The organism is Moritella sp., from assembly GCF_033791185.1.
Lineage (GTDB): Bacteria > Pseudomonadota > Gammaproteobacteria > Enterobacterales > Moritellaceae > Moritella.
In genome coordinates this window covers 1-23,055 of record NZ_JASJHF010000152.1, presented here as the reverse complement: position 1 = coordinate 23,055, position 23,055 = coordinate 1, and the positions used below count along the sequence as shown (strand labels likewise).

24 protein-coding genes and 1 tRNA gene are annotated in these 23,055 nt (G+C 39.3%); 12 read left to right on the top strand and 13 right to left on the bottom strand.

Going from position 1 to position 23,055, the window contains the following annotated elements; translation table 11 throughout:
* Nucleotides 1-10: 10 nt before the first annotated feature.
* Nucleotides 11-87, top strand: a tRNA-Asp gene (locus tag QNK26_RS09240).
* 340 nt (nt 88-427) lie between these two features.
* On the opposite strand, the gene QNK26_RS09235 is transcribed toward QNK26_RS09240, so the two are convergent.
* Nucleotides 428-1,861 (bottom strand): FAD-dependent oxidoreductase, encoded by a 1,434-nt coding sequence (locus QNK26_RS09235; protein WP_319222411.1) that lies wholly within the window; start codon nt 1,859-1,861, stop codon nt 428-430.
* A gap of 130 nt (nt 1,862-1,991) precedes the next feature.
* Nucleotides 1,992-2,621, bottom strand: a complete 630-nt coding sequence (locus QNK26_RS09230; RefSeq protein ID WP_319222410.1) for a LysE family translocator — start codon at nt 2,619-2,621, stop codon at nt 1,992-1,994.
* Between the two features lie 224 nt (nt 2,622-2,845).
* On the opposite strand from QNK26_RS09230, the gene QNK26_RS09225 reads away from it, so the two are divergent.
* The gene (locus QNK26_RS09225; RefSeq protein ID WP_319222408.1) at nt 2,846-4,036 is read left to right on the top strand and encodes a hypothetical protein; all 1,191 of its coding nucleotides are present in this window, start codon (nt 2,846-2,848) and stop codon (nt 4,034-4,036) included.
* A gap of 90 nt (nt 4,037-4,126) precedes the next feature.
* On the opposite strand, the gene QNK26_RS09220 is transcribed toward QNK26_RS09225, so the two are convergent.
* The 6 genes from QNK26_RS09220 to QNK26_RS09195 all read right to left on the bottom strand — a co-directional run bounded on the left by QNK26_RS09220 (nt 4,127) and on the right by QNK26_RS09195 (nt 9,886).
* Nucleotides 4,127-5,512 carry a sodium-dependent transporter gene (locus QNK26_RS09220; RefSeq protein WP_319222406.1) on the bottom strand — a complete coding sequence of 462 codons (1,386 nt, stop codon included), beginning with the start codon at nt 5,510-5,512 and terminating at the stop codon, nt 4,127-4,129.
* A gap of 392 nt (nt 5,513-5,904) precedes the next feature.
* The gene (locus tag QNK26_RS09215; protein ID WP_319222405.1) at nt 5,905-6,387 is read right to left on the bottom strand and encodes an SRPBCC family protein; all 483 of its coding nucleotides are present in this window, start codon (nt 6,385-6,387) and stop codon (nt 5,905-5,907) included.
* Nucleotides 6,388-6,588: 201 nt separating this feature from the next.
* Nucleotides 6,589-7,038 carry an Rrf2 family transcriptional regulator gene (locus QNK26_RS09210; RefSeq protein WP_319222404.1) on the bottom strand — a complete coding sequence of 150 codons (450 nt, stop codon included), beginning with the start codon at nt 7,036-7,038 and terminating at the stop codon, nt 6,589-6,591.
* Between the two features lie 63 nt (nt 7,039-7,101).
* Entirely contained in the window at nt 7,102-7,605 is a 504-nt protein-coding gene (locus tag QNK26_RS09205; protein WP_319222403.1) for a hypothetical protein, read from the bottom strand.
* 162 nt (nt 7,606-7,767) lie between these two features.
* Entirely contained in the window at nt 7,768-9,267 is a 1,500-nt protein-coding gene (locus QNK26_RS09200) for an FMN-binding glutamate synthase family protein (protein ID WP_319222402.1), read from the bottom strand.
* Nucleotides 9,268-9,367: 100 nt separating this feature from the next.
* Nucleotides 9,368-9,886, bottom strand: a complete 519-nt coding sequence (locus QNK26_RS09195) for an NUDIX domain-containing protein (RefSeq protein ID WP_319222401.1) — start codon at nt 9,884-9,886, stop codon at nt 9,368-9,370.
* 410 nt (nt 9,887-10,296) lie between these two features.
* On the opposite strand from QNK26_RS09195, the gene QNK26_RS09190 reads away from it, so the two are divergent.
* Nucleotides 10,297-11,607: an OmpP1/FadL family transporter gene (locus QNK26_RS09190; protein WP_319222400.1), complete on the top strand. Its 1,311-nt coding sequence runs from the start codon at nt 10,297-10,299 to the stop codon at nt 11,605-11,607.
* A 121-nt stretch (nt 11,608-11,728) separates the two neighbouring features.
* On the opposite strand, the gene QNK26_RS09185 is transcribed toward QNK26_RS09190, so the two are convergent.
* Nucleotides 11,729-12,487, bottom strand: coding sequence for a helix-turn-helix transcriptional regulator (locus QNK26_RS09185; protein WP_319222398.1), 759 nt, complete (start codon nt 12,485-12,487; stop codon nt 11,729-11,731).
* Nucleotides 12,488-12,810: 323 nt separating this feature from the next.
* Here QNK26_RS09185 and trpR point away from each other — a divergent pair, with 323 nt between their 5' ends.
* The 4 genes from trpR to QNK26_RS09165 all read left to right on the top strand — a co-directional run bounded on the left by trpR (nt 12,811) and on the right by QNK26_RS09165 (nt 15,847).
* On the top strand, nt 12,811-13,074 hold the full coding sequence (trpR, locus tag QNK26_RS09180) for a trp operon repressor (protein WP_319222396.1): 264 nt from the start codon (nt 12,811-12,813) through the stop codon (nt 13,072-13,074).
* 4 nt (nt 13,075-13,078) lie between these two features.
* Nucleotides 13,079-14,320, top strand: coding sequence for an aromatic amino acid transport family protein (locus QNK26_RS09175; protein WP_319222394.1), 1,242 nt, complete (start codon nt 13,079-13,081; stop codon nt 14,318-14,320).
* Nucleotides 14,321-14,488: 168 nt separating this feature from the next.
* Nucleotides 14,489-15,376, top strand: coding sequence for an endonuclease/exonuclease/phosphatase family protein (locus tag QNK26_RS09170; RefSeq protein ID WP_319222393.1), 888 nt, complete (start codon nt 14,489-14,491; stop codon nt 15,374-15,376).
* 27 nt (nt 15,377-15,403) lie between these two features.
* A complete protein-coding gene (locus QNK26_RS09165; protein WP_319222391.1) occupies nt 15,404-15,847 on the top strand; it encodes a thioesterase family protein in 444 nt (147 codons plus the stop codon).
* An 85-nt stretch (nt 15,848-15,932) separates the two neighbouring features.
* Here QNK26_RS09165 and QNK26_RS09160 read toward each other — a convergent pair whose 3' ends face one another.
* The gene (locus QNK26_RS09160) at nt 15,933-16,376 is read right to left on the bottom strand and encodes a DUF3010 family protein (RefSeq protein ID WP_319222389.1); all 444 of its coding nucleotides are present in this window, start codon (nt 16,374-16,376) and stop codon (nt 15,933-15,935) included.
* 135 nt (nt 16,377-16,511) lie between these two features.
* Here QNK26_RS09160 and QNK26_RS09155 point away from each other — a divergent pair, with 135 nt between their 5' ends.
* Both QNK26_RS09155 and QNK26_RS09150 read left to right on the top strand, forming a co-directional pair.
* Nucleotides 16,512-17,177, top strand: a complete 666-nt coding sequence (locus tag QNK26_RS09155) for a dienelactone hydrolase family protein (protein ID WP_319222388.1) — start codon at nt 16,512-16,514, stop codon at nt 17,175-17,177.
* A 157-nt stretch (nt 17,178-17,334) separates the two neighbouring features.
* The gene (locus tag QNK26_RS09150) at nt 17,335-17,826 is read left to right on the top strand and encodes a hypothetical protein (RefSeq protein ID WP_319222387.1); all 492 of its coding nucleotides are present in this window, start codon (nt 17,335-17,337) and stop codon (nt 17,824-17,826) included.
* 53 nt (nt 17,827-17,879) lie between these two features.
* On the opposite strand, the gene QNK26_RS09145 is transcribed toward QNK26_RS09150, so the two are convergent.
* Complete coding sequence (locus QNK26_RS09145; protein WP_319222386.1) at nt 17,880-18,623, bottom strand: methylenetetrahydrofolate reductase; 744 nt, start codon at nt 18,621-18,623, stop codon at nt 17,880-17,882.
* Nucleotides 18,624-18,735: 112 nt separating this feature from the next.
* Nucleotides 18,736-19,587 carry a deoxyribonuclease IV gene (gene nfo / locus QNK26_RS09140; protein WP_319222384.1) on the bottom strand — a complete coding sequence of 284 codons (852 nt, stop codon included), beginning with the start codon at nt 19,585-19,587 and terminating at the stop codon, nt 18,736-18,738.
* Between the two features lie 121 nt (nt 19,588-19,708).
* Between nfo and ung the strand changes: the two genes are divergently transcribed.
* A complete protein-coding gene (ung, locus tag QNK26_RS09135; protein WP_319222383.1) occupies nt 19,709-20,389 on the top strand; it encodes a uracil-DNA glycosylase in 681 nt (226 codons plus the stop codon).
* A gap of 128 nt (nt 20,390-20,517) precedes the next feature.
* A complete protein-coding gene (locus QNK26_RS09130; protein ID WP_319222382.1) occupies nt 20,518-21,099 on the top strand; it encodes a hemerythrin domain-containing protein in 582 nt (193 codons plus the stop codon).
* A gap of 82 nt (nt 21,100-21,181) precedes the next feature.
* Here the strand turns inward: QNK26_RS09130 and QNK26_RS09125 are convergent, their stop codons facing one another.
* Entirely contained in the window at nt 21,182-21,349 is a 168-nt protein-coding gene (locus tag QNK26_RS09125) for a DUF3545 family protein (RefSeq protein WP_319222381.1), read from the bottom strand.
* Nucleotides 21,350-21,671: 322 nt separating this feature from the next.
* Between QNK26_RS09125 and QNK26_RS09120 the strand changes: the two genes are divergently transcribed.
* The coding region (locus tag QNK26_RS09120; RefSeq protein WP_319222380.1) for an alanine/glycine:cation symporter family protein at nt 21,672-23,055 on the top strand (1,384 nt) is incomplete at its 3' end.

Genomic DNA, 23,055 nt, shown 5'->3' with positions numbered 1-23,055 from the left:
CAGATTGTGCGGAGCGGTAGTTCAGTTGGTTAGAATACCGGCCTGTCACGCCGGGGGTCGCGGGTTCGAGTCCCGTCCGCTCCGCCAACAAACAACGAAAGCCTGAATCGAAAGATTCAGGCTTTTTTTGTGCCTGAAATTCAGAGATGCAAAAAACAGATTGTAGGGAGTGGTAGTTCAGTCGGCCAGATTCTTTATAAAAAGACAAGCGGCCAGTCCGCCGAGTGCCGCGGGTTGTGGTTTATAGAAAGCCGTTCGCTTTCTCTTTACCAGCAAACAACGAAAGCCTGAGTCGAAAACTATTTATTAGAGAAAGAGGCTTTTTTGTGTCTGAAATTCAGTGGCAAACTACCGCATAGATTGTTCGGCAGTTCTAATCGGCCGTATTCAGTTGAGCGTAGGCAGCCATCCTTAGCGCCTATAATACTTAGATTTTAGCGAGTGATGTTGGGTAATTTCGGTCTGCAGCAATACGACATGCTAATTTATCTATATCACTTTCAGATAAAGCGACGAGGTTAGCATTTTGGCTATTACAATCGCTTAGTTGTGTATAAGAACAATCAAATAACTTATGGATAATTTGATCTGCAACGGAGAGTGCTGACGATGCTTTAACTATTTCTGCTCTTGCATATTGAAGCCCTTCAAATGAGACGTCATACGCGCGCAGTGATACATCCTTACCTGGTATTTGTTGTGCGCCAAATAAAGGTCTACCTGCGATTGTTGCGGCGTTAAAGCTAGGGATAAAGTGGCTTATGTGATTAATTGCTTTTTGAGTTCGCTCATCGGATTCTTGTTTATCCCAGCCCTGTACAAGTTTATTAATAAAACTTTTATCTAGTTTCGGTTGGGCACTGTCATCTGTAGTCTTAACGAGCCCATTTTTAAATAACGTAATTTCTTCGGTCATACCGTGCAATTGGAAATAGCCATCGGGGTAGGGGGTTAATTGTGCCATACCTTCTGGTGTACCGCGTTGACCGTGAAAGATAACTTCTGGCCAGCGTTCACTTTGTTGCCAATGAGTAATATAAGCGGCCTTAAATTCAACCATACGCTCTTTTGGCGTATCTGCCATGTCATCAATAACACCGGTTCTATAGCCACAAGCATTAATTAAATAGTCAACTTCGGTAATTGTTTGCTTACCATTTTCAGAATGGGTGATTAACCAAGTCTTATTCGCACTGTAAGCGACGTTCATCACTTCATTATTTACCAGTAAGTTGCAAGATGTCGACGCGTTTAGACTAAGCTCTGTGCTCGCTGCGATACGGAATAAACTCAAACCGTACTCTTGAACCATTAATAATGGGTATTTAACGGAATCGAGATCAAGTGTCTTAGCAAGTGGGGTCATCCAATCAGAGAATTTAGTTATCTCTGGTGGTTGTGTTGTATTTTTTAATGACTCAAGGTCAGCGCGGGTAAACATTTGATAATAATCATCAGGTTCACCAAGTACTTTATTACTTTCATCGGCTTGAATTAAGGTTTTGTAACGTTGAGTGAGCAGTTCAAGTCTCGGTAATAATGTTTCTATATTACCGGCATCACGCTGAGGAATCGCGATAACGGTCGGACGCTTATTGATACAATGAGGATAGATTTTCATGGTCGCAATTGACTGTTCTAATAACGTCAGGCATTGCGCGTCGGAGATGTCTGGATACAGGTTACCGCCAGCATGTAAATGACACACTGGTGGTCCATTGACTAAGCTAACACCTTCTTCAAATAAGGTGACCTTGATGTCTAACCCAGCTAAACGTAGCGCGATGGTGCTGCCTGCAATACCGCCGCCGATAACAGCAATGCGTTTTGATTTTAGAGTGGAAGCTAGGTTTTTGATCATGCTCTTCGCAACGTATAAATAATGGGATGATTTATTATGCCAATTATTGATACGGGAATGAAACTTATTTTTAGTTAAACAGCATTTATACTAACTAAATAGCGATGTTCTTTGGGGATTAGCACGAACTTTATCCGGTAGCTAACCAGATCCCAACAAATACCATCAGCGAGCCAGCAATCTTATTGAGTAAGCGTACATTATTACTTTTTTGTAGAAATAGACGTAAGGTTTGTCCACCACTTGCATACATTAATAAACAACTAAATTCAGTCATCAGGATAATTGCCACTAATACTGACAGTTGCGGTGTTAACGCCTGCGTTGGATTAATGAATGGCGGTAATAGTGATATCATAAATACCCAACCTTTTGGATTCGCAATTGCCGTCACAAACCCCTGGCTAGCTAATTGAATGGGCTTCATTGCGCTTTCAGAGTTTACGCTATCAGATATGGCTAATTTACCTTTTGAACGCCACATTTGGATACCAATATAAAGAAGATAACTACCACCAAAAAATTTGAGTGCTAAGAATGCATTTGGATATTTTAACATTATAGTGGCAACGCCAATGACCGCTAAAATAGCTACTAAACCCACACCTAACAATTCTCCCCACATCATATGTAGACTGCGTTTTACGCCAATTGTCATGCCTAATGTCATCGCTAAGGTCATACACATACCTGGGGTAATTGAAACGAAGAAAAAAGTTGGAATAAAAAGTGCGAGCAGTTGTAAATCGATGGCGGACATTATGTAAACTTAGTTAGTGGGATGAAGTTTGATAATATCACTATTAAATCGATTTTCTGTATTCTATTGTGGAATGAATATAAATTAGCCATTTTTAACTTTGCGAGCAGGATCAAGTGATTCATTTTAAAATTTAGCTAAGTATAGGTTTAAAAATTAATCCTTAAGCCTATACTTACTGTCACAGCAATTGTATTTAGTATTTAGACTGGAATGACGCTTTAATGATAAAATTTATTACTTCTCCGCAAGACATGCGATTATCTGATGTTGAAACTGTACAGTATGATCAAATCGTAGATTATGTTACTGAAATTAGCCTGAATTTAATGGCTGTTAAAGTTACGAACCGACCAGAAGACTTTCTAGGTTGGTGTAATGAATTATACAACTATGCGCGTTACGGTATTAATATGGAATTACTGGATGCGAAACATGTAAAACCGTTACAAAAATTACTGCAGTTATTAGAGAAATCAATTACGTGCCGTCAAGTTAAAACGTCACGTATCACACCTTGGCCATTTCTGAAAAACTTTTTCTTAGACCAAGCCGAGCGCCAAGCTTTAGCGGAACGTCTGCGTTTATTAAATTACATTAGTTCATTACGTATAAGTACGTTAGCGGATATGTCTGAGCTTGAGCGTCTTGCTTTTGCAGGTAAACATTTGTCTGCGCACGAACCTGCAAAGTTTGATTTTGATGTTGAATTATTTGGTAGCACACGTGGCTCAAAAGGTTTTCACGAGCTATTACAACATACACCTTCTCTACTTGATGATGCATTATCTGCTATCCCGTTGGAAGGTGAAGTAACGGAAGCGGATTATAAAGAATTTGTAAAACGCTATACAGCGGCTTTTGCTACTTTAGATAAAGGCAAGGCTAGTTTGTTTGTTGCGACACGTTTATTAGCAATGCGTCGACCTGATGTATTTTTGGTGCTAACAGCAGCCAAAGTTGACGCACTTTGCCAAGGCTTTGGTCTGGTTAAATTAACTACCACAGACTTTTCTCGTTACTGGATCGATGTGATTGAAGCTATCCATCGCCAGCCTTGGTTTAAATCAGCACAGCCGGAAGATACTACCGAACTTGAGTTATGGAATAACCGTGTGGTGTTATTTGACCTGTTCTTTTTTGTCGACAAAGACTTTGCCGGAAAATCGAATTATTTAAAATTAAAGAATAAACCTTTGGTAACTCGCAGCTCTGCGGGCGGTCGAACTAGTGCAACGGGTGTCGTACGTAAAAAGCGTACCAAAGAAAGTGCGACTGAAGCAGTTGATCGTTTATTAGCTGAACCAGATTTACCTTCTTACTTACAAGGTAAGCGAGACTCTATGATTACCGAAGTAGAAAAAGGCAAGAGTGCAACTGAAGTTATGTTACTGATCCGTGCTATTTTTGGTTAATCTCAGTTAAGCTATTATCGACTATAACTTAATTTTAGTAATAAAAAAGGCTTCATAATTGAAGCCTTTTTAGTGTCTATTTTTTAGTTATTAGAGGCTAATTAGACCGACTGCTTGCAAGAATACAATTGCAATAGCTGCTGGTGATAAGTAGCGTAAGCAGAAGATAACCGCTTTATAAGCAACTTCAGATAGACCAAACTCTTCACGAGTGACTTTCTCATTAACAACCCAACCGACTAGTACCGCAGTAAATAGACCTGCAAGTGGTAGCATGATGTTTGCGGTGAGTTTATCCAATGCATCGAAGAAGTTTAGACCCATAACTACATCCTGAGCCCAAGGCGCACCACTTAGTGAGAACACCGTTAGTAGTGATAATGCCCAAATAGTACAGCCTGCAACAATGGTTGCTTTCGCCCGACTTAAAGCAAGACGTTCGTTTAAGTATGCAACTGGTGATTCAAGTAATGCGATCACAGATGTGAATGCAGCAAAAGTCACCATAATGAAGAATAGCGTACCAAACAATGAACCAAGAGGCATTTGACCAAACGCGATAGGTAATGAAACGAATAGTAGACCTGGACCAGCAGAAGGCTCCATACCGTTAGCAAATACGATAGGGAAGATAGCCATACCTGCAATAAGTGCGACCGCAGTATCCATGATCGCGATCCAAATCGATGTTTTCGCGATAGAAGTACCTTCAGGCATGTATGCGCCGTAAACCATCATGATGCCTGATGATAAACTTAACGTGAAGAATGCATGACCCAGTGCGGTTAACACACCATCAATTGAGAGTTTAGAGAAGTCAGGAGCAAACATAAATTGTGCTGCTTGGCCAAAGTTACCTGTTGCTGCGGCATAAACCATAATAATAGTGAGTAGTATAAACAGTAACGGCATTAGGTAGGTGACGGCTTTTTCTAAACCGGCATTCACACCACGAATCAATACTAACATTGCCGCGATAATTGTTACTGAAGCCCAAATGATTAGTTGTGTCGTATCTGTGATTAAACCAGTGAATAGCGCACCAATTTCATCTTTGTGTGATATTTCAGAACCAGCCGTTGCGAGGAAGTCACCACTCATACCGAAGAAGATATAAGCAGCTGCCCAACCTGCGATAACGATATAAAAACTTAGAATAAGTGAGCCAGCGATAACGCCTGAGGCACCGAGTAGAGACCAAATACTTGAACCGCCTGATTCCTTGGCAATGGTTGCTGATGCATTTGCTGGTGAAGTACGTGCTCGTTTACCAATCATAACCTCTGCCATCATCACAGGGATACCGATTAGTAGAATACAAAATAAGTATACCAGTACGAATGCACCACCACCATTTTCGCCCATAATATAAGGAAACTTCCAAAGATTACCTAAACCTACAGCTGCGCCTGCGGCTGCAAGTACGTATTTAAATTCGCTAGACCAGCGATTGTCTATTGTTGTGCTTGTTGTCATTTTCCCATCCTGGGTTGTGTACATATAGTTATGTACATACTAATAACATATTAAAAACACCGATATAAACTCTTTAATTAGATGATAACTCTAAATTGGATGTTATTTATTTAGTTAACGCTTATATGTGTTCGTCAACTGGTTAAAAATGTCAGTTGATAGCCTCAATTTAGTGCTAAATGCTTATATTTTTAGTCTGTGCTGTATATTGCCGTTTTTTGCAATATCTGCATGGATGGACTGTGGTTTGTTTATTTTTTATTCTAAAGGCAATTGGAATTTACGTAGATTAAAATATTGAGGGCGTTAGAATTTAGGAGGTAAAATAAACCTGAATTAGCATCCTAATTCAGGTTTATGGGATCGTTTTAATCTATTTATGAAAAACAAAACTATGCTGTTGCAGTTACATTCGCTAATGCTCTAGACAGATTTTTGATATATGTATTTGTTAGCGTTTCGAATTCAACTTTAACAACTGGTTTTAAACCAATACCAGCAAGGCTAGGTAGTGGAACTGTAATCAGGGCATCGGTCAATAAGTTAACGTCACAGCCGGAACTTGTTGCTGTTAAGATCCATTTTCCTGATACTTTTGCACTACTATTCGCGGTATCGCGAGGTTCCCAAACAATAGACTTCGTAGCTGGATCACTCATGTACTCACATGCATAAATCGTTTGTAATTGAATTGGACCTAGACCAATTTTCTTCATTTCCCAGCGGAAAGTATTTGCAGCTTCTTCGATTAGATTGTCTAGGTCAGGAAAGTGACTCGTCGACGCTGGTACATCAGCTAAAAGATTGTAAACGGTATCGATATCTGCAGGTACTGAGAATTTTTTATTAAGTTGGATTTTTACGTCGAAAGCCATTTCAAATGATCCTTTATTTAATAATAGTGTTAAATATTCTAGGTTTAACTTCACTAGATGTATAATTTACTGCTGCTTACAGTGCAACAGATGTGTATTTTTGTCAACAATGAGGTATTGATTTTGAGGTATATAGTAGACAACTCAATACTTGAAATAGAGCGGATGAAAATAGGCTAAGGTATTTTAGCCATGTTAATGTCATCCTGCTTGTTCTGTACAAGGGCGTGCTTCGAACTGAAATGTGTCATTAAGCAGATCGGTTAGGTAATATTGATCTAGGGTTTGTAAGAAAGCATCAATCCCCGTTTCTAATACTTTTCTTAATTGAGATGTTGGCACAATATCACAATCACTGGCATTGGCATCGATGCCTTTTAAGTTATGCTCGAGTGCTCTAACAAGCTGGCCTATATTAATTTCAGATGGCGATTTTGCTAGCCATATGCCGCCATTTTTACCTCGTGACGATTCGATATAATTGAGCGCAGATAGGTGTGCGATGACTTTAGCAATATGGTTTCGTGATGCATCATACACATTCGCAACCTCAGCTGAGCTTGACCGCTGTCCTTTTGGAAGGGTGGATAAATACATTAATGTGCGTATGCCAAAATCTGTATAAGTCGTTATCTTCACTTTAGTCACCATTGTGTATGTTATCGTAAATTAATTATGCTTGGATTAACCCGAAATTGTATTTATTATCTGAATTTAGGGTACCAGTTCTTTTTCTGCGTTTATCATTATGACTTGCTCACCGTGTTGTCGAAGAAAGTGCTTGAAACCTTCAAGTAATTCTCTTGGGTGGCTGAATTGGCAATAAGTGACGGGATAATCTTGATCTAATTCTTTTAATAGCGGGCTTTTTATTGGCGCACCTCGCCACACAGCAAAGAATACTGGTTTAGGGTGAATTGAACTTAGGTTATAAGAAAGCTCATACGCATCACTGTCATTTGATGAGGTATGGATATAGAGCAATGCATCAACTACTGATAATAAGCGTAAGCGATAATGACGATAATTAGCGGGTGTGAAGATGATCCCTGTTTGTCGCTGAAAAGCTTGTTTGTAATCATCTTGTTCTTCACTTAGATTGAACGGAAGGAATTCAAGATCGCTGATATTATGTTGTAAGAAAGTAATCACATTATCTAGAATTTTCAAGTGATCTTTATGTATATCTCCCACGTCTTGTTTGACTAATAACTTCATTTTGATTTCCTTTCCTGACGATCGTTAAAATCGGTTGCTAGGGGTACAGTTATACGCTTAACAATTAGAAATATTAATCAATAGCTTGAGTTATTTTCGCCTAGATTTCGGATTAGGTTAAAGTATTAACAATGAAAATCTAGGCTCATGCATTTGACCTATCTATTCGATAGGATAAAGTTTATCAAGTGCGATAGATAACCCATTTTCAGTGACAATACGCACATGATCGCGACGTAGTTTGCGTGGTTCGTTGACACCGCAAGAATGGGCAATTAAGCCCACGCCATAATGAATGTATTTATTATAATTTGCGACTCGCTGCGCCTTGTCAGTGACATTGAGTCCTTGCTGTAGTTTGGGGTTGTGAGTGGTGATGCCTGTTGGGCAAGTATTTTTATTGCATTGCAGAGCTTGGATGCAACCCAGTGCGAACATATTACCTCGTGCTGAAACAATACAGTCCGCGCCGACCGCTAATGCCCAGGCTACTTTTGACGGGGTAATTAATTTACCTGATGCGATGATTTTAACGTTTTCTCGTAAATGGTGTTTCTCCAGCATATTCACTAATAAAGGTAAGCTTTCTTTTAACGGTAAACCGACATAATCCATCAAGGGTTGTGGTGCTGCGCCCGTGCCGCCGTCCGCGCTATCTAATGTCATAAAGTCCGGTGCAGAGGTTGCCCCTCTTTGATTAACTTCGGTTAATAAGTCATCCATCCATTGGCTGTGGCCAAGGACAAACTTAAAGCCGACTGGTTTTCCGGTAACTTGGCGTATATGCTCGACCATATCCAGAATATCACCGACATTTTTAATTTCAGGATGCGCATTTGGGCTAATAGAATCTTCACCTACCGGTATACCGCGTATTTTGGCTATTTCTGGTGTGACCTTTTTACCAGGTAAAATGCCGCCTTTACCCGGTTTAGCGCCTTGGCTTAACTTGATCTCGAACATTTTTACTTGTTCTATTTCAGCAAGTGATTTCAGTTTTTCATCACTTAACTGGCCATTATTATCACGGACACCATATTTTGCTGTGCCTATTTGATAGATCAGATCTGCACCGCCAGCAAGGTGATGAGGGGATAACCCACCTTCGCCAGTATTCAACCAGCAGCCCGCTTCTTTAGCGCCATGCGATAATGCTAATACGGCTGGTTTTGAAATCGCCCCGTAACTCATGCCCGAAATATTGAATATTGAGCTGGTCAGGTATGGTTTAGCGCAGTTAGGACCAATGGTGATCGTTTGCGGCGGGATAGCATCTTCAGTGAGCGTGGGAAAAGCACAATTCATGAACATGATGGTGCCAACTTGATCGAGATTACGCGTGGATCCAAACGCGACGGTTCTATCGACATTTTTTGCTGCGCGGTATACCCAAGATCGTTCAGCTCGGTTAAAAGGCATTTCTTCACGATCTTGTGCAAAGAAGTATTGGCGAAAAAATTCACCTTGTTTTTCAAATAAATATCTAAATCGGCCGATAACGGGGTAGTTGTGGCGTATTGCTTGTTTGGTTTGTGCTTTATCTACTATATACATGTAGATAACACTGATTACCCCAACTCCGAGTACTAAGATGAATAGGCCTGTCATAATATCGAGGCCGTACAGTAGCATATCAATTTGTGATTTAAATTCTGGTTGCATAGGTTAGACCTTTATTGAATTGTATCCTTAAGTTAAGAATACAATAAAGGTCACTGCCCGAATAATCATAATTATATAACGATTTTATGAAGCCAAATCACTATTTTATAACGATATCTTTTGCTATTTTCTGTAACAGATAGGTTTCGCGTTTAATCGATAGACCCGCTTTTGGATAACTTTTTATTACTTCAAGATTATGGGCAATCGCTTCATGGATATTGATCCACATCGCACTCACACCATTCTTTATTTCATTTTCTTCTAATCTTGGTGAGCCTAGCTGTTTGTTGGCATCGCAAGTAAAGCAGTAAGAAAGCATTTGGATACTGTCAAAGTCACCTTTATACCAAGGACGCATTTCTTCATAACAACCGTAAGGGACTACGTTATGAATATTTTCAGCACCTGTTTCTTCTTCTACTTCACGAATTAACGCGGTAACAATGTCTTCACCTTCATGCATACCGCCACCGGGTAAGCTGTAATCATGATAGCGTGCGGTGAAGATCAGTAAGATCTCTTCGCCTTGGGTAATGATGCCACGTGCAGCAATCCGTTGGTCAGTATTTTGAGGGGCTGTTACGTCAGGATGAATAGTAGAACGAAGGACGGACATTTGGTTGATCATTATTAATGGCTCTTGTCGTTATTTACTTGGGATAGTTGTAATTTATTGTTGAATTTTCGCATCACGACTAACCGCATAGGCGATTCATCGTCGAATGGGATCACAAACAGGGCATTATAATAACACATTCGTGCATTGGCACTGAAATATGTAAATTTTATACCTGTTGTAGCTGTAATTAGTAGGATTTTTCTTATTATTTAAAATACAACAATGGAGCTTTAGCTCTAATTGTTGTGTCGCGATCGTGTCGATAAAATTCGTTAACTTCAACTAAAATCTTCTATTTATAAGTAAATATATCGTTTGGGGGCAATTTTTTCTAAACGAAATATCAGCCTCTATCACAATGCCTTAACATCCACTGTATACCCAATAAAAACAACAGGATCTTTGTAATGAAACGCAATTCGAAAGTGACTTCGACTCTTAGTTCAGCTATCGCGCTGGCATTCGCAACTGCTTCTACAACTGTAGTTGCTGCTGGTTTTCAAGTTGGCGAACATTCAGCCACAGGTCTGGGCCGTGCTAACGCAGGTGACGGTGCAATCGCTGATACTGCTTTAGTACTCACTAAAAACCCGGCGGCTATGACGATGTTTGATAAGACTACGGTATCAAGTCAACTCGCTTTCATTGCCCCTGATGTGAATACAGATTATTCGTTTACTCGTAATGAAGACCCGACGTGTTCTAGGCGTTGTACAGAAGAGACCGTATCTGTGACTGAGGAAGATTATGCTCCAGATCAATTTGTACCAAGCTTTGCGGCGATTATACCTGTAAATGATAAAGTAGCGGTTGGTTTTGCAATGTTCTCTAACTATGGGACTGGCACTGAAGTTAGTGATGAATTTAGTTATGGCGATATTGGCGGTACGACAAGTATTATTACTATCGATAGTAGCTTTAATATTGCTTATAAAATCAATGATTTCTTAAGTGTTGGTGCTGGTTATGATTTAGTTGTCGGTCAAGCCGACATGGATAAAAGCTTTGCAATGGAAATGGGCCCTGTAACAATTGATAGTGCTTTTGATATGGGTGGTAATGCAATTGGTCATGGTTGGAATATCGGTACATTATTTACTATTAATGATAATAATCTTTTAGCATTAACCTATCGTTCAGCTGTTGACATGGGCTTTGAAGGCGATTTTACGGGTAGTGGCGTTTTTTCTCCAACAACAGGTGATACAGTTACTGGTAACGTCGATATCACCCTTCCTGCAATAGCTGAATTAGCTGGCTATCACAAATTAACCGATACTTTTGCTGTTCACTACAGTGCTATGTGGACACAGTGGAGCGCATTAGAAGAGCTTAAAGCAGCAAGTGCGGATTGCAGTTTTATGGGCGCTGATGGTGTTTGTTTCCAAAAAGATTTACATTACTCTGATAGCATGCGTTATGCAGTAGGCGCAACCGCGTATGTATCTGAGTCTGTAACATTACGTATGGGTTATGCTTATGATGAGCAAGCTGGTGAAGCAGTTGTAGTAATGCCTGATACAAGTCGTCATCAAATTTCAGCCGGTATGAGCTATGCTGCAAGTGAGACGATGAGCTTTGATCTTGGTGCTGCTTATATTCTAGGTGAAGAAGTCCAATTTGAAGAGGAAAGTGCTGTAGCTGGATTTTCTGATGTACCATTCACTTCAACAGCAACTGCTTGGATCGTATCTGCACAAATGAACATGGGATTTTAATCTGAATTAATATCTAGATAAATACAAAAAGACCCCGCTAATTAGTTAGCTGGGTCTTTTTGTTATAACAAATTATCTAGTGGTGATCGTAATTAAAGTTACTTCAAAATAACTTATGCAGCTAACCTTTTTGCGCTTTACTAAAACGCACTAAATCCGCGTTGTTATTGAGTAAATCTTTAAAGAACGGGTTCTTGTAAAGGTCTTTTAAGTTACCTTTATAAAACTTGATTCGTGATACAGTTGGATACGGTTCAAAGTGGAGATCTTGAAAGAATGATGCGATCGCTGGCGTTCTAGTTGGCAATACAACCGATGAAAATTTCCCATCTAAATCTAATACCATTTTAAAGGCAACACTGTTGTCAATAAAGCAGAAAGACACGATCAAACCAGCATTGTTCGAAATGTAGTGGCCGACAATGGCATTCTCATTCATTAGTAAACTGACCGAATAATGTGACGCTGAAAATGCGGCCATTGTTTCTGCTAGTGGTTCACTATAAAAGTGTTCGTGACCTTGGCTTACAACATCGGCTTGTTTTTGGGATAGGTGAGTATAATCAATAATAACAATATCCGTGATACTAACAGGGTAGAAAGACGGTCTCGCACCCACTTCAGTAGCTTTGGTCTTACTGACAAATTTCTTTTCTTGTTCACTCATTTCATAGCCCTCAGCAAAAAAACGAGCGATAGCGATACGGCGTAAAAAAGAAGGTTCACGTTTACCATTTTCCCAGAGAGACAATGTGGTCTGTGAAAGAGCGGCAAACTCTTTATGTGAATTAGCCAACTGCGATACGAAGTCAAACTGAGATAGTTTATGATCTTTGCGAGTCTGACGTAATTTAGTGCCAAAACCTTCTTTTTTAAACATTTATTGTCCTTGGTACTAAAGCGTTAGTTATTATATTGTTGCTCAAATGCCTGTTTAGCTAAAACAGATAAACAATCGAATTTTAATCGCAGGTATGGATCACTAAATTATTCGTGTACCTAGATAAATTCATCTATTTATATAAGAATAAAATATTATTGGATATTGTATCTCTAGGTGTAAATTCGTGCAATTTATTTGATAAATTGTTGATTATATTATGTAACACTAATTATTGAGATATATAAAATTAAACTTGATGGTTAGGCGTGTAATACTGTACCATTACACCATTACAGTCTAATAGTAAGGTTTGTTTGGTTATGATCAATGAATTACTCCGAAATATACCCTGTGAGGATGATATATCTCTAATTCTACCCTTGTTGTTTTCAGCTGAAGAGCTAAACGCTGTTAATGCACGAACGTTGGTTTATAAAGAACTGTTACTGGCTGAGAAATCACAGCGTGAAATAGCTAAAATACACGGCATTAGTATTGCCACTATTACTCGCGGTTCAAATAATTTGAAATCGATGAGTGATAAAGAAAAAAATTTATTACAAACATTACTAATTAGGAAGTAGGTATATGTCGGACGTTATGACAGCAAATCAGGAAGCAGAACCATCTTCACTTGGTGGTATATTTATTATTACGGGGACCAGTATTGGTGCTGGGATGTTTTCTTTACCCGTATTAACCTCAAATATGTGGTTTGGTTGGGCGGTATTGTTCTTATGTGTATCTTGGTATTGCATGTACAGTTCTGCATTGTACCTGCTTGAAGCGAATCAAAAATTCAAACATGGCGTTAATTTTGATTCAATGACTAAAGCATTATTACCAACGTCATTGCGCATGCTAAATGGTTTATCTGTGTTGTTCGTGAGTTATATTTTGGTTTATGCCTACATTTCAGGTGGTGGCTCAATGTTGGGGCACAGCTTGCAATCTAGTTTGGGTATTGAGCTTGAGCAGTCTGTTGCCAGTTTTGTTTTTGCTGTGCTGCTTGGTCTGATTGTTAGCTTTAGCACTAAAGCTGTGGACCGTTTTACGTCTGCGATGTTAGGTGGCATGGTGATCACGTTTAGTATTGCCATTTACAGCTTATTGAGTGGAGCCCACTTTTCGCTATTACAGCCGTTTGCTGAAATGACCGAACGTTTGCCTTATAGTTGGGCGGCAATACCGTCGTTAATGGTGTGCTTTGGTTTTCATTCTAATATCCCCAGCTTGGTTAAATATTATAATAAAAACAGTTCTAAAGTCGTTAATTCCATTCGCTATGGTAGCTTGTTAGCGCTTGCGATCTATTTGATTTGGTTATTAGCAAGCTTTACCGTTATTGGTCGTGACGGCTTTGCGAATGTTATTGCACAAGGCGGTAATATGGGCGCGTTAGTTTCGGCATTAGAATCTGCAGGATCTGGTGCGACCCTAGCCGTAACCTTACAGTTATTTGCTAACTTTGCTGTTGCGACATCATTCTTGGGGGTGGCATTAGGTTTGTTTGATTTCTTAACTGATTTACTCAAACTTGATGACACTTTATCAGGTCGCAGTAAAACCGCATTAGTGACCTTTGTACCGCCAATGATTGGTGGGGTATTGTTTCCGAATGGCTTTATCTATGCCATTGGTTATGCGGGTTTTGCTGCAGCAGTATTCGCCTTATTCACACCTGTCGCTTTGGCATTTCAAGCTCGTAAGCATTTACCTAGCAATGATTTTCTTGTTGTTGGTGGGCATGCTCGTATGGCTGTCGTACTTATATTTGCTGTTTGCGTTGTCAGTTTCCAAGTACTTTCGATGTTGGGACTATTAGCGTAATTGCCAGTATAACCGTTGGTTGATTGCCGTTAGTGAGTATTCATTAACGGCGAACTCGCCAATTAATCGGCTTTAATTTAGATAATAATGTTTATTTACTCGATTAGTTTTGAGTTAATCCTATTTTATTACGTATAATAAAGCATATTTTGATTACGTGACTTTAATATGAATTATTCCTTTTCTCGCATGGCTATTATTTCTACGCTGGCCTTTTCTTTGTCGGGCTGTTTTGATATTGCCGAGACCCCTAAATTAAATTCTTCGTGGGACGTTGCTGGCGTGGTATCTGCGCCTAGTGAACAAGGCTTTTTTACCTCGGACACGATGGCCACATGCCCGGTATTTATAAACAATACCGCAGTGACTAATGACGAATTACCGGTAGAATTCAGCATTGCAGATTGGAATATTTATAAGCAAGAAGAGGATAACTGGCGTGGTGAACTGACGTCGTTAATTGAACAAAATGATTTAATTGTGTTACAAGAAGCTAAATTGAGCTTTTTATTACAGCAATTAATGCAACAACACGCGTTGAGTTGGACACAAGTCGAAGCATTTAGTGTTTATGATCAATCCATGGGCGTGTTAACGGCCAGCCGTGTTGCCCCTACATCTGTCTGTAAGCAAACAATAACAGAGCCTTGGTTACGCTTTCCTAAATCATCATTGATTAGCTACTACCCTTGGGCTGGCAGTGATGAATCTTTACTGGTTGCAAATATGCACATGATTAACTTTACCTTAGGTGTCGATGAGTTTAATCAACAACTAGAAAGCGTTATTGCAGTGATCCGTCAGCATGATGGTCCCGTGATCATGGCCGGTGATTTTAATACTTGGACCAATAAGCGTTTAAACCTGTTGCATGACATGACGACCAGTGTTGAGCTGCAGAAATTGGTTTATAAAAATGACGCGCGTAAATCGGCATTTGGTAATCCGCTTGATGATATTTATTTTAGAGGTATGCGACAGTTAAGTGCCTCATCTTATGCGACGGATGCATCGGACCATAACCCTATCGTTGCGAGATTTGGGCCGCTGATTTAGCATCTTGAGTACATTTAAGGAATGAATATGATAGATAAATTTAAACAGCAGTATCCCATTATTGTTGATGATATTGTACGTTGGGGCGACATGGATGCATTTGGTCATGTTAATAACACCGTGTATTTTCGCTACTTTGAGCAAGCACGAATTGGTTATTTTGAACAAATACAAGCAATGGAATACATGCAAACACATGGTATTGGCCCTATTTTGGCCGCGACAAATTGCCGTTTTAAAGCGCCGTTAAAATCACCGGATACTATCCAAATTGGTGCGACAGTGTCTGAGTTTGCTGCACATAAGCTAATCATGAAGTATGCGGTTTGGAGTAATACTTTACAACGGGTTGTTGCGGAAGGAGAAGGCGTGATCGTGTTTGTGGATTATCGCGCGCATAAGAAAATGCCGGTACCTGCAGAGATTGTCGATAAAATTAAATTGCTCCAACCTGAGCTATTTATTGCCTAACGATGTCTGTTATGGTCGGTAGAATAGAGCAGGCTAAAAAAGTTTAGTCTGCTCGCCATATTATAATTTAGCTATTAACCTGAGATTAAAGACTATTATTTGCTGCTTTTTCATTTAAGAATAGGCAACCGAGTGTGAATGCATTCTGTTGGAATTTTTTCAGACCGGTTTCAGCAAAATCAACAAAGATTGGGTGATCTTGTAGTAGCTGTTTGTAGAACGTTTGTGAAACCATGCTCACTTCAACATTCATTACCAGTTGGATCGCTGCTTCAGCTTTAAAGCTGGTTGAACTACCGCTAAACTTGCCTTTGGTTAGTCGTTCTTTGATCACAACATGTTCAATTTTATAATCTGTCATTAGCTGGGCAAATTCTTTATGAAACTGACGCATTTGATACGCTTCAGTTGAACTTGCTAAGGTAATTTTTCTTTTACGACATTCAATAAGTTCAAACATTCCTTCTTTTAAAGATAGGAAACATAGATTTACTTCATTGCCTGCTAGTTCAACACTACAAATTCTCATTAAATAACTCACCATAAATAAAGATAACTTCGCTATTATAACCACTTTATTGTCAGTTAACATGGTTATCGTTGTTTCGTTGTGAATTTATACGATAACATGTTTGCTAAGGGTGACTTATTTTAGGGAAACGTAATGACTTATTTATCGTGTGTTGAAATTGAACCAAAGCAAGCTGCGAATGCGAGTGTTATCTGGCTACATGGATTGGGTGCTAATGGTCATGATTTTGCGCCTATTGTGCCAATGATCGTACTACCGAAAGAACACCAAGTTCGTTATATTTTTCCACATGCACCAGAGATAAAGGTAACGATTAATAACGGTTACAAAATGCCTGCATGGTATGACATTTTAGAAATGACGCTGGAACGAAAAATAGATATGCCAGGCTTAATGGCCAGTGTTGCGCAAGTACAGCGCTTGATCCAGCGAGAGATCGACCGTGGTATTGATAGTTCGCGTATTATTGTGGCTGGTTTTTCACAAGGTGGTGCAGTTGCTTATCAAAGTGCGTTGACCTTCGCGGCACCACTGGCTGGCTTGATGGTGATGTCTAGTTATTTTGCTACACATAAGACAGTGGAGCCACATAAACATAACCTCGCGTTACCTATCCACGTATATCATGGTAGTGCTGACCCTATTGTTGCAGAATCGCTAGGTTTAGACGCAATGAAGCATTTAGAAGCACTCGGTTATACACCTAACTACAGTCGTTATCCTGCTGAGCATACGGTTACGCCGCAACAAATCAATGATATATCAAAACATATCAGACAATTTCTAACTATGAGTTGATTAATGGGCGCTTGCATGGTTTATGCATACGATCTGCTATTACTTTTGATGCTGAGTTTCTTTTGTTATCAAGATCACAATGCGGCAATTTTGACACTCATTTGTGGCGATTACATCTATGCTTAAGAGTTCCTAGTATCACAGATAAGATTGCATAATGCGTCATAATAAACACAGTAATTCAACACATGATCTTGTTAATAAGAATGTATTAATTGATAACTTTGCGGCTATTAATGATATCTATAACCCCGATATTGAGTCTACTTGTGACATCGATATTGACTCTACTTGTGACACCGATAGTAATACTGCCGTTGTTGAAGTTAGTCTAGCGGCAAAAATGAACTTTGTGCGACAAATCTGGTTAGCTGGACTCGGTGCGTACAGCCATAGTATTGATGAACTTAATACCGCGGGGGAAAAGTCGTCAATGATTTTTGAAGATTTGTTACGCCAAGGTGAAAAAGTAGATAGCACATTTAAACTACATGCGACGGCTGAGCATATTTCATTACATGGGTTAGAAAAATTAATTCAGCGGACATATACTAAACTAACGGGGTTTGAGGGGGATAAAATTACGCAGTTGAATAATAAGCTAGATGCTTTAATTGCGGAATTAGAAGATAAAAAACAAACCACTTAAGCATGAGTTAAGTGGTTTTTTATTAAAGTCTTATTGTTCGTTATATACTAACTTTAGTCTTCAGCGAGGAGTCTACTAAGGTATTCATTTGCGTTGGCTCTAATCGGCATAAAGTAGACATTATCATTTTTGGCTTGTACTTTTTTGATCATTGCTCGGCCAAAATTAATATTCCATTCCTTCGTTGCTTCAAAATCACTTGGAAAAACAACATCATTCTTATTTTCCCAGTATGATTTACTGGTTTCGCTGTGGATCGGACTCATCCCCCAGAATACTTCAGTTCCCTGTAACATATCCATGTATACATCGAGAAACTTCAAATCAAAAAATGGCTGGGTGAAAAACCCATCAACACCGGCATCGATTTTATCGTGAATATAATCGAGTTCTTTACGCATACTGGTTCGATATTGATCAATAGCAGCGTAAACTTTCATATATGGCAGTTCTTTTTTGATAATACGAATGAGTTCACATGAGGTATTGCGGTAGGTGCGATGTGAAATATCCTGCGGTGGATCACCTTCGACAACAAGTACTGAATTGATCTTACTATGACGGAAAAAATCGGTTAATGGAAAACCGTTTTTTAGGTCAAAATCGATTGCACGCAGGTGTGGGATCACTTCATCAAATTTATCTTGGAGATGATCGCAGGCATCCCAGCTACGAACATCAAAGCGAAGTAAGTCTGGAATATTTAGCGTATTTATTTGATCAAACTGGCTAACTTCTTCGACTTCTGCATTTAAGTTTTCCCACGAACGGGGTACTAGCTCTATTGAGTATTTCAAATTACATCCCTATTTTTTATCAACAATCCTCGTTGATAATCCTTTTGATACCCAAACTCGGCTCCGCGTGTTTGGGCTTTCCAACAATTGATATAATTTGTATTACTATATCTTATTTATTTGCGGCTAACTGCTGTAACCAAGCAATTTCATTAGTCCAAATAGTATCATCTATTGTCTCTAATACCATAGGTATACCATTAAAGCGTTCATCCTGCATGATAAATTTAAAGGCTTCTTCACCAATGAAACCTTGGCCTAAGCTGTGATGGCGATCAACTTTCGAGCCAAGCTCAACTTTACTGTCATTAATGTGCATACCGGCGAGGTACTCAAAACCGACAATGGTGTCAAAATCATGAAAAGTTTTTTCACAAGCGGCAACAGTACGTAAGTCATAGCCTGCGACAAAGGTATGGCAAGTATCAATACACACCCCCACACGGCTCTTATCTTCAACCTGCTCAATTATTTCCGCGAGATGTTCAAAACGGTAACCCAAGTTTGTACCTTGACCTGCGGTGTTTTCAATCACCGCTTTTACTGAGGTTGATTTTTCCAGTGCTAGGTTAATTGACTCGGCGACTCGCTTTAAACTTTCTGATTCCGATATCTTTTTTAAGTGGCTGCCAGGGTGGAAGTTAAGCAAGGTTAAGCCTAGCTGTTCGCAGCGGTACATTTCGTCATAAAAGGCATTGCGTGATTTTTCTAATGCTTCCGCTTCTGGGTGACCCAGGTTAATTAAGTACGAATCGTGGGGTAAAATTTGTGCGGAGGTAAAATTGTAGCGTTTGCAATTGGCTTTAAATTTACGAATATCATCGGGGCTTAGCGCTTTTGCATCCCAACGACGCTGGTTTTTAGTAAATAGAGCAAATGCAGTAGCACCTAAATCATGGGCATTTTTAGGGGCATTCCAAACCCCACCGGCTGCAGATACGTGTGCACCAATAAACTTAGTCATTTTTTGTTCCATAACGTTGGGTATTTATCGTTTTTAGTCTATTTCACGACAAAACAGTTTTAAAGGGGGCTTTTTACGATAAAATTAACTTTTTAGCAATGCTAATCTTTGGGGAACATCAATGAAAACTTGGGCCGAATTTTTGTTGCACGAACAGCAACAACCGTATTATTTAGAGTTAGACAAGTTTATCACTGCAGAAAAAGCGCAGGGCAAAGTGATATATCCTAAGCAAGACGATGTATTTCAAGCATTTTCATTAACCCCTTTAAAAGATGTCAAGGTGGTGATCTTAGGGCAAGATCCTTACCATGGACCAGAGCAAGCGCATGGTTTATGTTTTTCAGTATTACCAGGAATTAAGATCCCACCTTCATTACGTAATATGTATAAAGAACTGAGTTCTGATATTAATGGTTTTACAACGCCTGATCACGGTTACTTGGTCGAGTGGGCACAACAAGGTATTTTAATGTTAAATACCGTGTTAACTGTAGAGCAAGCGAAAGCACATTCACATGCCAAATCGGGCTGGGAGTTATTTACTGATCATGTGGTTGAGTTATTAAACCAGCAAAATGAAGAGATTATTTTTGTGTTATGGGGCAATCATGCCAAGAAGAAAGGCCGTCATATTGATCGTAGTCGTCATTATGTTCTAGAAGGTGTGCATCCATCGCCACTGTCTGCTAGTCGTGGCTTTTTTGGTTGTCAGCATTTTTCAGGTATTAATGCGCGCTTGCAAGCGCGCCAGCAAAAACCGATCAACTGGCAAGTGAGTTCGCTTGATACGCTGATATAATTTTTAAATAGCCGACAATAACGACGCCAACCTTATTATAACTTTATAGATAAAAAGTGAACCCGATCAAAGTAACTAATACTATATAGGTATAAAGTGGTAAGAGATAATTTCAAATTGGAGTTTATATGTTATCTCTCATTACCAAAGATCATGAACAAGTAGAGTTACTGTTAAATGTACTAACTGAGCAGCTAGCTGAACTCGAATCTGAACAGCAGGGTGTTAATTTTAAATTAATGGATGATATTGTTAATTATTTACGCAATTACATTGATCGTTACCATCACCCGAAAGAAGACCTGATCTATGCGTATTACCTCGAGCATTATGTTGAAGATGCTGATATGCCGAATCGCTTAGCAAGCGAACATCAAAGTTTAAACTTTCTGAGTCGTGAACTTTCACATTCTTTAAATATGATCCAGCTTGACTCTGTGATGCCATTTGATGAACTGGCGGTGCAATTAAGAGGCTTTGTTGATAAACAGCGCTCTCATATTCAATATGAGACGGATGTGGTGATGCCGCTAATGGCTGACAAATTCACCCCTGATGATTGGTGTCATATTGAACATTTGTGGAAAAATGGCGATACACAAGATGTGCAAACTCTGACCATGTTTAATGACGTTTATGCTCGACTTAAGCTGCGTATTATTGAAGCTGGATTTATGCATGAAGTAGATGAAGAGCTTTGTTTAGTATAATAAGCAAATTGTCGTTACAGTGGCATAACAAATAGTATAAAAAGTCATATTAAAAAAGCCGCATTTAAATGCGGCTTTTTTGTTAAGCAATAAGATCCGTGTAGTAACTTAATGGATCGTCATAACCATCCATTTCTTTTTCCAAGAGTAATTTATCCTTAATAGCTTCAATTTCACGCCATTTAAGTTTAGATACCGATTTTGTTGGTTTTTTTGTATTTTCTATCGACACTTGATTTATTCCTTCCATGGGATCACCTTTGTAATGATAGTTACCTACCTTCTATAGCATTTTTTTTATTGCCCATGATCATATTTAGTGTGTATTTGAGTGCTAGTTCACGGAAAAGACCTAAAGTTGGATAGATATGAAATATTTTATGAAAATAGTGCTGTGATATATTTTAAAAACATATACCACATTAGGGAGGGGGGATTGCGAGTTCGATAATTTTAAAGCCTGTTTATTAGTAATTTAGTGGTTTTTTGTGTTATATTCCGCGCCATGTTTAGCTGGTGGTGTTATTTGTACTACTATCTATAGATTTTAATAATAGTTTGGAAGGGAAAGTATGACGGAAGTTATCGACTTTATAAATGGCTTGTTGTGGGGCTCTGTACTGATTTATTTACTTATCGGCACGGGTTTGTATTTTACCGTTAAATTAGGTTTTATCCAGTTCCGCCACTTTACTCATATGTTCTCTGTTCTTGCTGGTAGCCGTAAAAGCAGCAATGAAGGTGTATCATCATTTCAAGCGTTGTGTACAAGTTTAGCTGCGCGTGTTGGTACAGGTAACCTTGCTGGTGTTGCTGTTGCAATTACTGCTGGTGGCCCTGGTGCGGTATTCTGGATGTGGTTAATCGCAGTTATCGGTATGGCAACTAGCTTTGCCGAAAGTTCATTAGCGCAATTATTTAAAACTAAAGATGCTGATGGCAACTTCCGTGGTGGTCCCGCTTATTACATGGAAAAAGGCTTAGGCCGTCGTTGGATGGGGGTTGTATTTTCAATCTGTCTAATCGTTGCATTTGGTTTAGTGTTTAATGCCGTGCAGTCTGATGCGATTGCTAACTCTATGCATAACGCGTTTGGTTTTGACAAGACGATTGTTGGCATTGTAATAGTGGCATTCACCAGTGTGATCATCTTTGGTGGTCTACGTGTGATCGGTGCATTTGCTGAGATCGTCGTGCCATTCATGGCATTGGCTTATATCCTGATTGCGTTTGTTGTTGTGGCAATGAACATTTCAGAATTGCCAGCGGTATTTGAGTTAATCATTAAATCTGCATTCGGCTTAGATGAAGCTGCTGGTGGCGCACTTGGTGTTGCTATGATGCAAGGTATTAAACGTGGCTTATTCTCGAATGAAGCGGGTATGGGTAGTGCGCCGAATGCGGCGGCAAGTGCAGCGCCATTCCCTAACCACCCTGCATCACAAGGTTATGTACAGATGTTAGGTGTGTTCATTGATACTATCGTTATCTGTACGGCGACAGCATCGATTATTCTATTGTCTGATCTTGGTGATACCGGTGGTGTTGGTGGTATCGAATTAACACAGCATGCCTTATCATCTCATGTGGGCGATTGGGGTAATACATTTGTTGCTATTGCAATCATGTTCTTCGCATTTACGTCCATTATTGCTAACTACTCGTATGCAGAAACAAGTATCTTATTCTTGAATCGTGATTCAAAAGTAATCGTCTGGATCTTCCGTGTTGTCGTATTAGCTATGGTTATGTTTGGTGCGGTTGCTAAATCGAATCTGATTTGGAACATGGCAGATGCATCAATGGGCCTCATGGCGTTGGTAAATATCATCGCCATCTTGATGTTATCTAAGTTTGTTATCGTCATCGCGAAAGATTACAACAAGCAATTAGATGCAGGTAAGACGCCGACATTTGATAGCTCAGAATATCCTGAAATCGATAAAATAATTAACA

Excerpts from the sequence above, each read along its gene's own strand:
- QNK26_RS09160 (WP_319222389.1), bottom strand. The coding sequence starts at position 16,376 with ATGAGAATTTGTAGTGTTGAACTAGCAGGCAATGAAGTAAATCTATGT.
- QNK26_RS09205 (WP_319222403.1), bottom strand. The coding sequence starts at position 7,605 with ATGAAGTTATTAGTCAAACAAGACGTGGGAGATATACATAAAGATCAC.
- QNK26_RS09200 (WP_319222402.1), bottom strand. The coding sequence starts at position 9,267 with ATGCAACCAGAATTTAAATCACAAATTGATATGCTACTGTACGGCCTC.
- QNK26_RS09215 (WP_319222405.1), bottom strand. The coding sequence starts at position 6,387 with ATGGCTTTCGACGTAAAAATCCAACTTAATAAAAAATTCTCAGTACCT.
- trpR (WP_319222396.1), top strand. The coding sequence starts at position 12,811 with ATGATCAATGAATTACTCCGAAATATACCCTGTGAGGATGATATATCT.
- QNK26_RS09165 (WP_319222391.1), top strand. The coding sequence starts at position 15,404 with ATGATAGATAAATTTAAACAGCAGTATCCCATTATTGTTGATGATATT.
- QNK26_RS09190 (WP_319222400.1), top strand. The coding sequence starts at position 10,297 with ATGAAACGCAATTCGAAAGTGACTTCGACTCTTAGTTCAGCTATCGCG.
- QNK26_RS09155 (WP_319222388.1), top strand. The coding sequence starts at position 16,512 with ATGACTTATTTATCGTGTGTTGAAATTGAACCAAAGCAAGCTGCGAAT.
- QNK26_RS09125 (WP_319222381.1), bottom strand. The coding sequence starts at position 21,349 with ATGGAAGGAATAAATCAAGTGTCGATAGAAAATACAAAAAAACCAACA.
- QNK26_RS09235 (WP_319222411.1), bottom strand. The coding sequence starts at position 1,861 with ATGATCAAAAACCTAGCTTCCACTCTAAAATCAAAACGCATTGCTGTT.
- QNK26_RS09210 (WP_319222404.1), bottom strand. The coding sequence starts at position 7,038 with ATGGTGACTAAAGTGAAGATAACGACTTATACAGATTTTGGCATACGC.
- QNK26_RS09225 (WP_319222408.1), top strand. The coding sequence starts at position 2,846 with ATGATAAAATTTATTACTTCTCCGCAAGACATGCGATTATCTGATGTT.
- QNK26_RS09195 (WP_319222401.1), bottom strand. The coding sequence starts at position 9,886 with ATGTCCGTCCTTCGTTCTACTATTCATCCTGACGTAACAGCCCCTCAA.
- QNK26_RS09170 (WP_319222393.1), top strand. The coding sequence starts at position 14,489 with ATGAATTATTCCTTTTCTCGCATGGCTATTATTTCTACGCTGGCCTTT.
- nfo (WP_319222384.1), bottom strand. The coding sequence starts at position 19,587 with ATGACTAAGTTTATTGGTGCACACGTATCTGCAGCCGGTGGGGTTTGG.
- ung (WP_319222383.1), top strand. The coding sequence starts at position 19,709 with ATGAAAACTTGGGCCGAATTTTTGTTGCACGAACAGCAACAACCGTAT.
- QNK26_RS09220 (WP_319222406.1), bottom strand. The coding sequence starts at position 5,512 with ATGACAACAAGCACAACAATAGACAATCGCTGGTCTAGCGAATTTAAA.
- QNK26_RS09130 (WP_319222382.1), top strand. The coding sequence starts at position 20,518 with ATGTTATCTCTCATTACCAAAGATCATGAACAAGTAGAGTTACTGTTA.
- QNK26_RS09175 (WP_319222394.1), top strand. The coding sequence starts at position 13,079 with ATGTCGGACGTTATGACAGCAAATCAGGAAGCAGAACCATCTTCACTT.
- QNK26_RS09185 (WP_319222398.1), bottom strand. The coding sequence starts at position 12,487 with ATGTTTAAAAAAGAAGGTTTTGGCACTAAATTACGTCAGACTCGCAAA.
- QNK26_RS09150 (WP_319222387.1), top strand. The coding sequence starts at position 17,335 with ATGCGTCATAATAAACACAGTAATTCAACACATGATCTTGTTAATAAG.
- QNK26_RS09230 (WP_319222410.1), bottom strand. The coding sequence starts at position 2,621 with ATGTCCGCCATCGATTTACAACTGCTCGCACTTTTTATTCCAACTTTT.